The organism is Streptomyces sp. NBC_00448 (genome assembly GCF_036014115.1).
In the GTDB taxonomy this organism is placed as follows: domain Bacteria; phylum Actinomycetota; class Actinomycetes; order Streptomycetales; family Streptomycetaceae; genus Actinacidiphila.
This window is the reverse complement of record NZ_CP107913.1, coordinates 2,914,138-2,929,987: the sequence shown is the minus strand read 5'-3', so window position 1 is coordinate 2,929,987 and position 15,850 is coordinate 2,914,138. Positions and strand designations below refer to the sequence as shown.

General features: G+C 72.0%; 6 protein-coding genes. All 6 read left to right on the top strand.

Features of this window, described 5'->3' with window-relative positions; genetic code table 11:
* Positions 1–4 precede the first annotated feature (4 nt).
* The 6 genes from OG370_RS12325 to OG370_RS12300 all read left to right on the top strand — a co-directional run bounded on the left by OG370_RS12325 (position 5) and on the right by OG370_RS12300 (position 15,819).
* Complete coding sequence (locus OG370_RS12325) at positions 5–1,633, top strand: AMP-binding protein (protein WP_328463509.1); 1,629 nt, start codon at positions 5–7, stop codon at positions 1,631–1,633.
* Positions 1,634–2,171: 538 nt separating this feature from the next.
* Positions 2,172–3,131: a 3-oxoacyl-[acyl-carrier-protein] synthase III C-terminal domain-containing protein gene (locus tag OG370_RS12320; RefSeq protein WP_328463507.1), complete on the top strand. Its 960-nt coding sequence runs from the start codon at positions 2,172–2,174 to the stop codon at positions 3,129–3,131.
* A gap of 106 nt (positions 3,132–3,237) precedes the next feature.
* Complete coding sequence (locus OG370_RS12315) at positions 3,238–4,281, top strand: SDR family oxidoreductase (protein ID WP_328463505.1); 1,044 nt, start codon at positions 3,238–3,240, stop codon at positions 4,279–4,281.
* Positions 4,278–4,829, top strand: coding sequence for a ferritin-like domain-containing protein (locus OG370_RS12310; RefSeq protein ID WP_328463503.1), 552 nt, complete (start codon positions 4,278–4,280; stop codon positions 4,827–4,829). Before OG370_RS12315 ends, OG370_RS12310 begins: the two co-directional genes overlap by 4 nt.
* A gap of 99 nt (positions 4,830–4,928) precedes the next feature.
* Complete coding sequence (locus tag OG370_RS12305; RefSeq protein WP_328463501.1) at positions 4,929–6,146, top strand: cytochrome P450; 1,218 nt, start codon at positions 4,929–4,931, stop codon at positions 6,144–6,146.
* 145 nt (positions 6,147–6,291) lie between these two features.
* A complete protein-coding gene (locus tag OG370_RS12300) occupies positions 6,292–15,819 on the top strand; it encodes a type I polyketide synthase (protein ID WP_328463499.1) in 9,528 nt (3,175 codons plus the stop codon).
* Positions 15,820–15,850 lie beyond the last annotated feature (31 nt).

The window sequence follows — 15,850 nt, the reverse complement described above, 5'->3', positions numbered from 1 at the left end:
GCACATGTCGATACTTGGGTGGCTGAGCGCGCCGTCCCCCGGCCGCGGCGTGTGGTTCGCCGGGGAACGGGACGGCTGGGAGCGGGTCGAGTACGCGGAGCTGGCCGAGGACGCCCGCGCGGTCGCGGCGGACCTGGCCGCGCGGGGCGTGGGCCGCGGCGACGTCGTCGCGATCGCCCTGCCGGGCAGCCGCGACGGGCTCGCCGCGCTCTTCGGCGCCTGGGCGGCCGGCTGCGTCGCGACGATGCTCCCGGTGCCGGGCTACGGCGCGGGCGCGGAGTACACCGCGCACACGGCCGCGATCCTCGAACAGGCCCGCCCGGCCGTGACGTTCGCCGACGCCGAGTCGGCGCCCCTGCTGGAGAGCGTGGCGCAGGTCAGCGAGGTACGGCGCGACGTGAGCGGCGCGGGGACCGTGCAGGAGCCGGCCCGGGTCGCGGTGCTGCAGTTCACCTCCGGCACCACCCGCAGCCCGCGGGCCATCCAGGTCACCTGGGACAACATCGTCGCGAACTTCGCCGTGCTGTGGCGCTGGATGGAGTGGAAGGACGGCGACGGGATGGCGTCCTGGCTGCCGTTCAACCACGACATGGGCCTGCTGGCCTGCGTGATGACGGCCGCGCGGCAGGGCGACCTGTGGCTGATGCGGCCCGACCAGTTCATCCGTGGGCCCGAGCGCTGGCTGGCGTCCCTGGGCCCCGGCAAGGCCGCGCACGCCGGGGCGCCGTCGTTCGGCTTCGGCTACGTCGCGCGCCGGCTGCGGCCGGAGCAGTGGGCGGAACTCGACCTGTCCGGGTGGAAGAGCGCCATCGTGGGCGGGGAGGTGCCCGACCCCGGCGCGCTGCGCGCCTTCGCGGCCGCGGCCGCCCCCTCCGGGTTCGACCCCGCCGCGATCCACCCCGCCTACGGGCTGGCGGAGAACACCTCCGCGTGCACCGCCGGCGCGGTGGGCCGCCCCGGGCGGGTGCTGCGGCCGGACTGGGAGCAGATGCACTTCGGCGAGCCGGTCCGGGTCCTGGAGACCGGCCTCCTGCTGCCGCCGCCCGGCGCGCTGACCCCCGACGCGGCCGACGGCGCCGGGTGGCTGGCCGGGCAGGGCTGGCCGCTGCCGGTCGACGGGGTCGGGGTGGAGATCGCGGACGCCGAGGGGACGGCCCTGCCCGAGGGCTCGCTCGGCGAGATCGTGATCACCGGCCGGTCGGTCGCCGACGGCTACGTCGGTGACGAGCCGTTCGACGGTTTGCTGCGCACCGGCGACGCCGGCTTCGTGCACGACGGCGACCTGTACGTCCTGGGCCGCATGGGCGACAGCCTCAAGGTCCGGGCGCGCACCGTGTACGTCGAGGACCTGGAGCTCAAGGCCCGCGAGGCGGCCGGCCTCAACCGGCTGGCCGTGGTCGCCATGAGCGACGGCGGCCGTCCCGGCATCGCCGTGTTCGCCGAGTCCATGCCGGGCCCCTGGGCCGACAAGGTCACCCAGGCCCTGCGGACCGAACTCGGCCCCGACCCCGAGATCGCGGTCATCGCCGGCGAGCGCGGCCTGATCCGCCGCACGTCGAGCGGCAAGCCGCAGCGGCGGGCGATGTGGCAGCTGTGGTCGGCCGGGAAGCTGCCCGGCACCCGGCTCATGTGACACCGCCGGCACCCGCGGGGAGCGCCACGCAGCAGTCGGCGCTCCGGACCCGCGACCGGCGGCCGTAAGTCCGTGGCCCGGACGGTCAGTCGGCGGCCGATGGTCGGCAAGTCCGTTGCCCGGAAACGTAGTCGGAAACCCGCGGCACCCAAGTCCGCATCCTGGAAACGCAGTCGGCAACCGGCGCCACCCAAGCCGACGGCCCGCAGCCGTAGTCCGCAGCTCTCGGCCCCCAAGTTCGCAACCGGCGCCACCCAAGTCCGCGGCCGGCAGGCGGTCGTGAGGACGGCCGCGGGACTCGGCAGGACCCCCGGCCGGACCCGGTCGGACCCGTCATCGGCGAATGCCGTCGATCACGGGTCCGACGGAGTCGCCGGCAGGGCGAGGAAACACCCGGGAAGCACCCTTCGGCGCGGCACGGTCCCGAAACTGACTAGGGATTTGCTTGAACCGCCGGACATATGCTCGTCCCATCGATGATTCCGACCACACAAATTCGCGGAGCCAGACAACGGCCCGGCGCGAAGACGGGAGCTCGATGTTGGAATCTCTCTACATCGATTCGTTCAAGTACGCGCTCGGCGAACGGAAAAGCCACGTCAACGATTCCGCGGCGGCGGGCAGGCTTTTCTCCTCCGCCGAGGATATGAAGGCGGCAGGATTCCGCTGGCACTACATGTGTGAGCCCGGAACCTCGGCCTATGACCTGGCCTGTGCCGCGGTCCGCCCGATAGCGGACCGGGCGGCCGGCGCCGACGCCATCGTGTACGCCACCTGCCTGCCGCTCAACGGCAACCTGGGCAGCGACGAGGAATGGCGCACCAGCCGGGACGTCAAGCACCTGATGGACTTCCCGGTGAGCAGGCTCCAGGCGGACTTCAAGCTGGACGGCGCGATCGCGATCGGCCTCAACCAGCAGGCGTGCACCTCGATGCTCGGCTCGTTGCGGATCGCGGCCGCCATGCTCGCCAGCGAACCCACGTGGCAGCGCGTCCTGTGCGTGACCGCCGACCGGTTCCCCGAGAACGCGGTCTACGAGCAGGCGTACAACGTGATCTCCGACGGTGCCGCCGCCTGCGTCGTCAGCAGGGAACCGACCGAAGGCGCGTTCCGCCTCCTCGCCAGCCACCAGATCACCAACGGCGGCCTGGGCATGGCGAGCGACGACGAGACCGTGGGCAGCTACTTCAGCTACATGCACCGGCTGATCGCGCAGACCCTGGAGCGGGCGCAGCTGAAGGCCACCGACCTGGACTGGGTGGTCACCCAGAACACCAACGACGTGGCCTGGACGGTCCTCGCCCACCTGTTCAAGATCGACACCGAGAAGGTGGTGAGCGTCACGCTGCCCGACGCCGGGCACGTGATCTCCGCCGACAACGTGCTGAACCTGACGGCGCTCGTCGAATCCGGGCGGATCAAGTCCGGCGACCGGCTGCTGCTGACGATGGCCGGGTTCGGCCTCAACTGGCAGTCCACCATCCTGGAGGCGGTGTGAGCGCCCGGCGCCGTCCCCTGGAGCAATCCGCCCGCCCGCCGCGGAAGTTCCGCCTCGTCCGGCACGAGGCGGTCTGCCGTGTCCGCTTCGCGGAGGTGACCGACTCATGACCGTCCTGGTAACAGGCGCCGCCGGCTACGTGGGCGGACTGATCGTCAAGGCACTGCGGGAGCACGGCGGCTACGGCGACGTGCTCGCGTTCGGCCGCGCCGAGGCGGACCTCACCGTGCCCGGTGTGCTGGACGCGGTCCCGACCGCCGGCATCACGCACATCGTGCACGCCGCCGCGGTGACCAAGTTCGCCGTCGACCGGGACACCGCGAAGGCGGTCAACATCGGCGGCACCGAGCAGGTCGTCGGGCTGGCCGAGCGCTGCCCCGACCTGGAGCGGATCGTCCTGCTCTCGACGCTGTACACCGCCGGGCTCGCGACCGGCGACATCGCCGAGGAACCCGCCGGCGTCATCGAGGAGCCCCGCGCGGCCGGGGGGGAGGACGACGACAGCACCGACGTCGTCCACTTCGCCAACTACTACGAGTGGTCCAAGCACGCGGCCGAGCGCCTGGTCCTCGACAGCGGGCTGCCCGCCACGATCGCGCGGGTGCCCACGATCATCGCCGACGACGACAGCGGGCACGTCAGCCAGTACAACGCGGTGCACAACACGCTCAAGCTGCTGTACTACGGCCTGCTGTCACTGATGCCCGGTCTCGCCGACGTCCCGGTGGCGCTGGGCACCGGGGAGTTCACCGTCAACGCGACGATGGCGCTGCTCGACGCCGAGCCCGGCTACTACCACGTGTGCCCGGACCTGGAGCAGACCCCGAGGCTCGGCCGGATCGTGGACCTGATGTTCTCGGCGTTCGAGCAGGACACCAACTTCATCAGGCGCCAGATCCTGCGCCCCCTGCTGGTCGACGAGGCGGCCTTCGCCAACCTGATCAACGGGCTGCGCACCCTGCCGCACGGACCGGTGCTCGACGCGCTGGAGTCGGTGTCGCCGTTCTCCTCGCAGCTCTTCCGGCCGAAGGTCTTCGGCAACACCAGGCTGCACAAGGCGTGGCCCAACTACCGTGCGCCGGACTCGGACGCGCTGGTGTCGCAGACCGCGGAGTACCTCGTGCGCACCCGATGGGGGAGGACGTCGTGAGTGACATCCAACTGTCCGAGAACGAGTTGTGGATAGCGAGTTTCTACCGGTCCTCGGAGATGAGCGGGGCGATGTTCTTCGGGCGGGTGGCGCGGACGATCCGCGGGCCGCTGCAGAAGGACGTGACGCACCACTTCGCCGACGAGTCGGCCCACGCCTCGTACTGGACGGACTGCATCGACAGCCTGGACCAGCGGGCCATCCCGATGCGTGACGCCTACCAGGACCGGTACATGGACGCGGTCGGCGTACCCGCCAGCCTCATGGAGGTCATGGCGATCACCCTGGTCTTCGAGAAGCGCACCATCGGCCACTACAACCAGCACCTGCGCGAGGAGAACACCCCCGCACCCGTCCGCGCCACCATCGAGAAGATCATGCTCGACGAACGCTGGCACGTGCGCTACGTCCGCGAAGCCCTGCAGAGCATGGAAGAACGCTACGGCAAGCAGGAGATCGAGGACACCCTCGCCCGCTACACCGCCGCCGACGTCGAGATCTACGGCAAGGCCATGGCCGAATTCGAAGAACGCTTCGCCAACCAGTGATCCGGGCCGAAGGCCGGTCCGGCCGGCTCCGGGCATCCGCCGCACGACCGCTCACGGCCCCACCGCCACCGTGAAACAGGCAACTTGAGGAGTCAGCGTATGGACGCCAGCGAGATTCTGGGGGAGCTTCTCACCCCTGAGGGCCGCGATGATCCCTATCCGCACTACGCCGCCGCGCACGAGCTGGGGTCCGTCGCCCCGCTGGGCGACAAGCTGTGGATGGTGCCCGGCTACGACGCGATCAACGAGACGCTGCGGGCCGGCGAGTTCGGTCCCTGGGACGACCGGTACAACCGGCTGTTCACGGCCGCCGAATGGAAACTGCACCCGTCGGTGATCGCCCTGACCAACAGCATCCTGGACACCAACCCGCCGGACCACACGAGGATGCGCGACGTGATGGCGCGGGCGTTCAGCGCCCGCCGGGTCGCCGCGCTCGAACCCATGATCCGGCAGATCGCCCGGGACCTGCTCGACGAGATGGCCGAGGAGGCGGCGGACGGCTCCCCGGTCGACTTCATGGACCGGTTCGCCTTCAACCTGTCCGTCGGCGTGGTCGGCGAGCTCTTCGGCATGCCGAAGGAGGACTGGCCGCGGTTCAAGCAGCTGGCCAACGACTGGACGCTGGTCTTCGAGGTGACGCCGACCGAGGAAGACACCGCCATCGCCGACACGGCCTACGCGGAGTTCGAGAAGTACTTCCAGGACCTGGTGGCCAAGCGCAGGATCGAGCCGGGCGACGACCTGGTGAGCGCCGTCGTGCAGATCACCGACCAGGAGAACGCCCCGCTGACCGCGGAGGAACTGGTCTGCAACCTCGGCGTGGTGCTGGCCGCGGGGATCGAGACGACCACGCACATCTTCGGCAACGGGCTCAACCTGCTCTTCAAGCACCCGGAGGTCGCCGCCGGGCTGCGGGCGAAGGAGATCTCGGCGGACAACTTCGTCGAGGAGGTCCTGCGGTTCGACTCGCCGGTCCAGCTCATCGCCCGGGTCGCCCGGGAGGACGCGGAGATCGCCGGCACCACGATCCCGATGGGCGAATGGGCGCTCCTCGCGCTCGGCGCCGGCAACCGGGACCCGAAGCGCTACACCGACCCCGACCGCTTCGACCCGACCCGCACCGCCATCCAGCCGGTGTCCATGGGCGCGGGCATCCACCACTGCCTCGGTGCGCCGCTGGCCCGGCTGGAGGGCGCGGTGGCCTTCTCCGAGCTGCTCGAACGGTTCCCCGACATCGCGCCGGCCGGTGAGCCGACCCGACGGGACCGCCTGACGATTCGCGGGTACGAGAACCTGCCCGTGACCCTCGGCTGACGTCGAAAGCGGCAGCGTCCGGCCATGGCCGCCGTGTTCGGTGAAACGTGCACGGCGGCCGCCGACGGGACGGGCCGGCCGAGAACACACCGGAATCATTCCCGGCTCCTGTCCTGGTGCCAGTCGGACCTCTGTGGAGAAATCGATGACTGAATCCCCCACTGGTAGCGGAGCGAACATCGCGATAGTCGGCATTTCCTGCCGGCTGCCAGGAGCCGCCACCCCGGACGGTCTCTGGGAACTGCTTCGCGACGGCCGGCACGCCATGGGAATGGCGTCCGACAAGAACCGGGCGTCGATTCCGGACGGCGTCGACTGGCCGGGCGGATTCGTCGACGACATCGACGCGTTCGATGCCGCGTTCTTCGGCGTCTCCCCGAACGAGGCGGCGGCGATGGACCCGCAGCAGCGCGTCGTCCTGGAGCTGTGCTGGGAGGCGCTGGAGGACACGGGCATCGTTCCGGCCGCCCTGTCCGGGAGCCGCGCGGGCGTGTTCCTCGCCAGCATCTCCAGCGACTACGCCACCTTGCTGGCCCGCCGGCAGGGGGACGTCAACCGCTACACGCTGACCGGCCTGAACCGGGGGATCATCGCGAACCGGGTCTCCTACAGCCTGGGCCTGCGTGGGCCGAGCCTGACCGTGGACTCCGCGCAGTCCTCCTCGCTGGTCTCGGTGCACCTGGCCGCCGAGAGCATCCGGCGCGGCGAGACGGACCTGGCCCTGGCGGGCGGGGTCAACCTCATGCTGGACCCCGGCAGCACCGCCATGACGGAGCAGTTCAACGCGCTGTCCCCGGACGGGCGTTGCTACACCTTCGACGCCCGCGCCAACGGCTTCGTCCGGGGCGAGGGCGGCGCCGTCGTCGTCCTCAAGAGCGCGGAGCGGGCACAGGCCGACGGTGACCGGATCTACGGCCTGATCCTGGGCAGCGCCGTCAACAACGACGGCCGCACCGACGGCCTCACCGTGCCCAGCGAGCAGGCGCAGCGCGACGTCATCCGGCTGGCGGTCCAGGCGGCCGGCGTCCGGCCGGAAGACGTCCAGTACGTCGAACTGCACGGCACCGGCACCAAGGTCGGCGACCCGATCGAGGCGGCGGCGCTGGGCGCCACGCTCGGCGCGGACCGGCCGGCGGCCAAGCCGCTGCTCGTCGGCTCGGTGAAGACCAACATCGGGCACCTGGAAGGCGCGGCCGGCGTCGCCGGGCTGCTGAAGGTGCTGCTCAGCATCGAGCGCCGCCGCGTTCCGGCCAGCCTCAACTTCGAGCACCCCCACCCCGCCATCCCGCTGGCCGAACTCGGTCTGAGCGTGCAGCGCGCGGAAGGGCCGTGGCCGGACGAGCGGCACCGGCTGGTAGCGGGGGTCAGCTCCTTCGGCATGGGCGGCACCAACTGCCATCTCATCGTGGCCGAGCCGCCGTCGGCTGAACTGCCGCCCGCTGAACTGCCGTCGGGCGAGCCGCTGTCGGGCGAGCCGGAGACGCGGACCCGGCCGGCCGTTCCCACCGACCACGTCGCCGCGCACGGCTGGCCGCTGTCCGGCCGTACCGCGCCGGCGCTGCGGGCACAGGCGGGCCGGCTGCGCGCGCACGTCGAGTCGAGGCCCGGCGTGCCCACCGCCGACACGGGCCTTTCCCTCGCCACCACGCGCCAGGCGTTCGAGCAGCGCGCCGTCGTCCTCGGCGCCGGCCCCGCGGAGTTCCACGCCGGGCTCCAGGCCCTGGAGACCGGCGACCAGGCGGCGAACGTGGTGGAGGGCACCGCCCGCGCCGTCGGCGGGACCGTCTTCGTCTTCCCCGGGCAGGGGTCGCAGTGGGCGGGCATGGCCCGGGAGTTGCTGGACACCTCCCCCGTCTTCGCCGAGCACCTGACCGCGGCCGCGCAAGCGCTCGCCGAGTACCAGGACTGGTCGGTGCTCGACGTGGTGCGCGAGCTGCCCGGGGCCCCGTCGCTGGACCGGGGCGACGTCGTGCAGCCGGTGCTGTTCGCCGTGATGGTCGCCCTGGCCCGCCTCTGGCAGGCGCAGGGCGTCACCCCGGACGCCGTGATCGGGCACTCCCAGGGCGAGATCGCCGCCGCGCATGTCGCCGGCGCGCTGTCCCTGTCCGACGCCGCCGCCGTCGTCGCGCTGCGCGGCCAGGCCCTCAACGCCGTGGCCGGACTCGGCGGGATGGTGTCGGTGGCCGAGCCGGTCGACGCGGTCCGCGGCCGGATCGCCGGCTACCCCGGCCTGCTCGGCGTGGGCGCCGTGAACGGGCCCGGCAGCACCGTGGTCTCCGGTGACCCCGCCGCGCTCGCGGAGTTGATGGCCGCGTGCCGGGCCGACGGCGTCCGCGTCCGCGAGGTCCCGATCGACTACGCGTCGCACTCACCGCAGGTCGACGCCATCGAGCAGGACCTGCTGCGGCTGCTCGGCTCGATCCGACCCCGGCGGGCGGAACTGGCCTTCTACTCGACCGTCACCGGTGGCCTGCTGGACACCACCGAACTGACCGCCGCCTACTGGTTCCGCAACCTCCGCCAGACCGTCGAGTTCGAGTCGGCCGTCCGGGCCGCGCTCGCCGACCACCACCGTGCCTTCGTCGAGACCAGCCCGCACCCGGGACTGGTCGGCAGCATCGGGGAGACGCTGCGGGACGCGGGGGTCACCGACTCGCTCGCGACCGGGACGCTCCGCCGCGGCCACGGCAGCCTCCGGCAGTTCTTCACCGCGGTCGGCCAGTACTACGTGCAGGGCGGCGCCCTCGACTGGGAACCGGCGCCGGGCGTCGGCAGCCGCGTCCCCCTGCCGACGTACGCCTTCCAGCGCGAGCGCTACTGGTTCGCCGTCCCGGACGCGTCCGACGGCCGTCCGGGCGGGGCGGAGGAGATCCTGCCGCGGCCGGCCGAACCGGCCCGGCCCGACCGGGAGCCCGTCGCGGACACCGCCGCCCGCACCGAGGACCTGGTGGGCCTCGTCCAGAAGGCGACCGCCATCACCCTGGGGCACGCGGCACCCGGCGCCGTCGACGTCACCCGTACGTTCAAGGACCTCGGGCTCGACTCGGGGGCAGCGGTCGAGCTGCGCGGCCGGCTCGCCGCCGCCACCGGCCTCGAACTGCCGGACACCCTGGTGTTCGCGCATCCGACGCCGGCCGCGCTCGCCCGTCACCTGCGCGCGGAACTGGCCGGGGACACGGCCGCCGGCACGGACCTCGACCAGCCGGCCGGGCAGCCGGCGGCGAGCTCGGAGCCGCTGGCGATCGTCGGGATGGCCTGCCGGTACCCCGGCGACGCCAACTCGCCCGAGTCGCTGTGGGAACTCGTCGCCGGCGGTCGTGACGCGATCGGGGAGTTCCCCGACAACCGCGGCTGGGACCTGGCGGCGCTGTACGACCCGACCCGGGGCCGCTCGGGCACCTCGTACACCAGGAACGGCGGCTTCCTGCACGACGCGGACGAGTTCGACCCGGACTTCTTCGGCATCAGCCCCCGCGAGGCGACGGCCATGGACCCCCAGCAGCGGCTGCTGCTCGAAACGGCCTGGCAGGCGCTGGAGGACGCCGGCATCGACCCCGCCACGCTGCGCGGCGGCCAGGTCGGCGTGTTCACCGGGGTGATGGCCCAGGACTACGGCCCGCGGCTGCACGAGCAAGCCGACGGATATGACGGCTACCTGCTGACCGGCAACAGCCCAAGCGTCGCCTCCGGACGCGTCGCCTACGCGCTCGGCCTGCACGGCCCCACGTTCACCGTCGACACCGCGTGCTCCTCCTCGCTGGTGGCGCTGCACCTCGCCGCGCAGGCGCTGCGCTCGGGCGAGTGCACGCTGGCGCTGGCCGGCGGGGCCACCGTCATGGCCAGCCCCGGGATATTCGCCGAGTTCAGCCGGCAGAGCGGCCTCGCGACCGACGGCCGCTGCAAGGCGTTCTCGGCGGCGGCCGACGGCACCGGCTGGGCGGAGGGCGCCGGGGTCCTCGCGGTCGAGCGGCTGAGCGACGCCAAGCGGAACGGCCACCGGGTCCTGGCGCTGCTGCGCGGCTCGGCCGTGAACCACGACGGCGCGTCCAACGGGCTTACGGCGCCGAGCGGTCCGGCCCAGCAGCGGGTGATCCGGGCGGCGCTGGCGTCGGCCGGGCTCGGCCCCACCGACGTCGACGCGGTGGAGGCGCACGGTACGGGCACGCGGCTCGGTGACCCGATCGAGGCCGAGGCGCTGCTGGCGACGTACGGGCAAGGTCGCGACGCTGAGCGGCCGTTGTGGCTCGGCTCGATGAAGTCGAACATCGGCCACACGCAGGCGGCCGCCGGGGTGGCCGGGGTGATCAAGATGGTGCAGGCGCTGCGGCACGAGGTGCTGCCGGCGACGCTGCACGTGGACGCGCCGTCTCCGCACGTGGACTGGGAGTCGGGTGCGGTCAGGCTGCTGACCGGCGCGCGGCCCTGGCCGGCCGGGGAGCGGGTCCGCCGCGCGGGCGTGTCCTCCTTCGGGATATCCGGCACCAACGCCCACGTCATCCTCGAAGAAGCGGCCGAGGAGGCTCCGGAGCCCGAGGCGGGCACCGGGACCGGGGGGCCGATCGAGGCCGGCGACCGGACCGAACTGCCGTTGGTGCCGGTGGTGGTGTCGGCGAGGGATGAGGTGGGGTTGCGGGCGCAGGCGGGTCGGTTGCGGGAGCATCTGCTGGCGCGTGCGGAGCTTGGTGTGTTGGATGCGGCGTTCTCGGCGGCGACGACGCGGGCGCATTTGGAGCATCGTGCCGCGGTGTCTGCTGGTGATCGGGAGTCGTTGTTGGCGGGGTTGGTGGCGTTGTCGGTGGGTGAGCCGGGTGTGGGGGTGGTGCAGGATCGTTCGGTGTCGGGGAAGACGGTGTTTGTTTTTCCTGGTCAGGGTGCGCAGTGGGTGGGTATGGCGGTGGGGTTGTTGGATTCTTCTGTGGTGTTTGCGGGGGAGGTGGCGGCGTGTGAGGAGGCGTTGGGTGGGTTTGTGGATTGGAGTGTGGTGGAGGTGTTGCGGGGGGTTGAGGGTGCGCCGTCGTTGGAGCGGGTGGATGTGGTGCAGCCGGTGTTGTTTGCGGTGATGGTGGGGTTGGCGGCGTTGTGGCGGTCGTGTGGGGTGGAGCCGGATGTGGTGGTGGGGCATTCGCAGGGGGAGATTGCGGCGGCGTATGTGGCGGGTGGTTTGTCGTTGGTGGATGCGGCGCGGGTGGTGGCGTTGCGGTCGCGTTTGGTGGGGGAGTTGTTGGCGGGGTTGGGGGGGATGGTGTCGGTGGGGTTGTCGGCTGATGAGGTGGCGGTCTTGATTGAGCGGTATGAGGGGCGGGTGTCGGTGGCGGCGGTGAATTCTCCGCGGTCGGTGGTGGTTTCGGGTGAGGCGGGGTTGTTGGAGGAGTTGTTGGAGGGGTGGAAGCGGGATGGGGTGCGGGCGCGGCGGGTGCCGGTGGATTATGCGTCGCATTCGGTGCAGGTGGGGGTGATGGAGGAGGCGTTGTTGGAGGTGTTGGCGCCGCTGGTGCCGCGTCCGGGGCGGGTGCCGTTCTTTTCGACGGCGGTGGGTGGGTTTGTGGGGACGGAGACGTTGGATGGCGGGTATTGGTTTGGGAATTTGCGTGGGCGGGTGGGTTTTGAGGGTGCGGTGCGGGAGTTGGTGGGGGAGGGTGCGGGGTTCTTTGTGGAGATGTCGCCGCATCCGGTGTTGGTTTCTGCGGTGTCGGAGACGGTGGGTGAGGTGGAGGGTGGTGATCGGGTCAGGGTGATCGGGTCGTTGCGGCGTGGTGAGGGTGGTCCGGGTCGGTTCGCGATGTCGCTCGCTGAGGCGCATGTGGCGGGGGCACAGGTCGACTGGTCCGCGTTCTTTGCCGGTTCGGGTGCCGGGCGGGTTGATTTGCCGGGGTATGCGTTCCAGCGGTCGCGGTACTGGTTGCCGGTGGGGGCCGGGGGTGGGGATCTGGCGGGTGCTGGGTTGGCGCGGTTCGGGCATCCGATGCTGTCGGCCGCGGTGCGCGTCGGCGACCGTGACGAGTGGGTGTTCACCGGGCGGGTGTCGCAGGAGGTCCAGCCGTGGACGCGCGATCACGCGGTGTTCGGCATGGTGATCGTGCCGGGGGCCGCGCTGGTGGAGTTGGCGCTGGCGGCGGGGGTGCGCGCGGGGTGCCCGGTCGTCGAGGAACTGGTGTTGCAGGTTCCGTTGCTGCTGGCCGAGGGCTCGGCGCTCGATCTCCAGGTCACCGTCGGAGCGCCGGACGATCAGGGGCGCCGGGACGTCGCGATCTACACGGCGCCGGGTGAGAGCGGTGGGCAGGAGGCCGCTCAGCCCACCTGCCACGCCCGCGGCAAGCTCGGCTCGGAGGTCGAGGCTCCCGCGGTGCCGTTCCCCGCGTACTGGCCGCCGGAGGGCGCCGTCGCGGTGCCGGTCGAGGGACTGTACGAGCGGCTGGCGGAGGCCGGTTACGAGTACGGGCCGCTGTTCCAGGGGTTGCAGGCGGCCTGGCGCGACGGCGAGCAGGTCTACGCCGAGGTGGTCCTGCCGGACGACCACGCCGGCTCCGGCCAGGGGTTCGGCATCCACCCGGCGCTGCTGGACGCCGCGTTGCACGGCAGCCTGCTGGAGATGCAGGCCGGCTCCCCGGTGGGCCTGCCCTTCGCGTGGTCGGGGATCAGGACCGGGCCGGCGTCCGGGCCAAGGGCCCGGGTCATGCTCACCCCGACGGGCGACTCCGCGTTCCGTATCGACATGGCCGACGACTCAGGGGCCGTGATCGCGGCGGTGGACGCCGTCGCCTTCCGTCCTGTCGACCAGGCGCAGCTCGAACGCGCGCAGGGCAACGGGCAGGACAGCCTCTTCACGGTCGAGTGGGTCCCGGTCCGGGCGGCGGACGACGCCGGGTTGGTGCCGGCCCTGGTGCCGGTGGCCCTGCTCGGCGAACCGGCCGGCCCCGGTGAGCGCTACGCGGATCTGGACGCCCTGGAGTCGACCCTGGCCGCGGGCGCGGCGGTGCCGGACGTGGTGGTCGCCACGGTCGGTGCCACGTCAGGTCCTGGCGACGAAGCCGACGCCGCACGTGCGGTGGCGGCGCGGACGCTGGAGCTGGTGCAGGGGTGGCTGGATGCGGATGCGCTGTCGGGTGCGCGGTTGGTGCTGGTGACGCGGGGCGCGATCGCGGTCGGTGGGGAGGCGCCGGATGTGGCGGCGGCTGCCGCGTGGGGTCTGGTGCGCAGCGCGCAGTCGGAGCACCCGGGGCGGTTCGTGCTGGTGGACCTGGACCCGGCCCTGGACCCGGCTCTGAACCTGGAGTCGGACCTGGAGGCTGTCGGCCGGAAGGCGGAGCCGGACTGGGCCACGCTGGCCTTGCTCGACGAGCCGCAGGTGGCGGTGCGCGAGGGACGGGTGCTGGCACCCCGGCTGACGCGGGCCACCGTGCCCGCCGAGGGGCCGTGGCGGTTGGCGTCGGTCGCGAAGGGATCGCTGGAGGGCCTGGCGCTCGTCCCGTCCGGTGCCGATCGTCCGCTGGATGCGGGCGAGGTCCGGGTCGCGGTGCGGGCCGCGGGGCTCAACTTCCGTGACGTGCTCATCGCGTTGGGCGTGTACCCGGGTGACGCGCCGCTGGGCAGTGAGGCGGCGGGGATCGTCCTGGAGACCGGCCCCGGAGTCACGGACCTGGCGCCCGGTGACCGGGTGATGGGCCTCATCCTCGAGTCGTTCGGTACGGCGGCGATCGCGGATCGGCGGATGGTCGCGCCGATGCCCGAGGGCTGGTCGTTCGAGCAGGCGGCGGCGGTGCCGGTGGTGTACCTGACCGCCTACTACGGGCTGGTGGACCTCGGCGGGTTGGCGGCCGGGGAGCGGGTGCTGGTGCATTCCGCGGCGGGCGGGGTCGGGATGGCGGCGGTGCAGATCGCCGCGCATCTGGGCGCGGAGGTCTATGCGACGGCGAGTCCGGCGAAGTGGGATGCCGTACGGGCCTTGGGTGTGCCGAGTGAGCGGATCGCGTCGTCGCGGGATCTGGAGTTCGCGGAGGTGTTCGCGCGGGAGACCGGCGGTGCGGGTGTGGATGTGGTGCTGGACGCGTTGGCGGGTGAGTTCGTTGACGCCTCGCTCGGGTTGCTGCCGCGGGGTGGGCGGTTCCTGGAGATGGGGAAGGCGGATGTTCGTGACCCGCGGGCGGTGGCTGAGGCTCATCCGGGTGTGGAGTACCAGGCGTTCGACCTTTTCGAGGTGAGTCCTGAGCGGCTGGGGCAGATGCTCGGTGAGGTCGTGGAGATGCTCGACGGGGGTGTGTTGTCGCACGCGCCCATCCGTACCTGGGATATCCGGCGGTATGCGGAGGCGTTCCGGTTCCTGCGGGAGGGGCGTAACACCGGGAAGGTGGTGTTCACCGTTCCGCAGCCGGCGGACCCGCGTCACGCGGTGCTGGTGACGGGTGGGACCGGGGGTCTGGGTGCGCTGGTGGCGCGGCACTTGGTCACTGCTGGTGGTGCGCGGCATCTGGTGCTGGCGTCGAGGCGTGGTCTGGAGGCGCCGGGTGCGAGCGAACTCGCCGCGGAGTTGGAGGCGGCGGGGTGCCGGGTGCGGGTCGCTGCGTGTGATGTGGCGGACCGGGAGCAACTGACGGAACTCCTCGGATCGTTGGAGGTTCCGCTGGCGGGTGTGGTGCACGCGGCCGGCGTCCTGGACGACGGAGTGGTCGCGTCGCTGAGCCCCGAGCAGTTGGACCGGGTGATGCGGCCGAAGGTCGACGCGGCGCTGCTGCTCGACGAGTTGACGGCCGGCACCGACCTCCAGTCGTTCGTCCTGTTCTCCTCGGTCGCCGCGCTCATCGGCAATCCCGGGCAGGGCAACTACGCAGCCGCCAACGCCGTACTGGACGCCGTCGCCGCCCGGCGCCGGGCGCAGGGCCGTCCGGCCGTGTCGCTGGCCTGGGGCCTGTGGGAGACCCGCACCGGGATGACCGGGGAGCTGGACGACGCCGACCTGACCAGGCTGAACCGGCTGGGCCTCCAACCGCTGCCCTCGGAGTTGGGGCTCGAACTGCTCGACGCGGCGCAGCGGGTGGATGCCGCGCTGGTCGCGCCGGTGCAGTTGGACCTGGCCTCGATCCGGGCGCAGGCACGGCAAGGGATGGCGCCGCCCTTGCTCGCCGGACTCGTACGGGTCCAGGTGCGGCAGGCCCGGGCCGCGGGCGGGAACGGGTCGCTGGCCTCCCGGCTGGCCCAGGTGGGACGGGAGGACTGGGAGCAGGTGACGCTGGACCTGGTGACGGCGCAGGTCGCGGCGGTGCTCGGGCACGCGTCGGGATCGGCCGTGGACCCGGGCCGGGCGTTCAAGGAGCTGGGCTTCGACTCGCTCTCCGCGGTCGAGCTGCGCAACCGGCTGACCCAGGCGACCGGACTCAAGCTGCCGACCACGCTCGTCTTCGACCATCCCACCGCGATCGCCGTCACCCAGTACATGATCCCGGTCGCCATGCCCGGCACCGTGCCGAACGGCCGCCGCTCGTCGGAAGAGGACGAGATCCGGGACGTACTGACATCGATCCCGATCAACCGCCTGCGGGCGTCGGGGCTGCTCGACGCGCTCCTGGAACTGGTGAACAACGCCTCGGACGACGGCTCTTCGGCGGAGGACAGCGCCGAGTCGATCGACGACATGGACGCCGCGGCCCTGATCCGGATGACCGAAGAGACCGCAGTTTAAGCACAAGCGTGCCAACCGACTTACCCCCGCT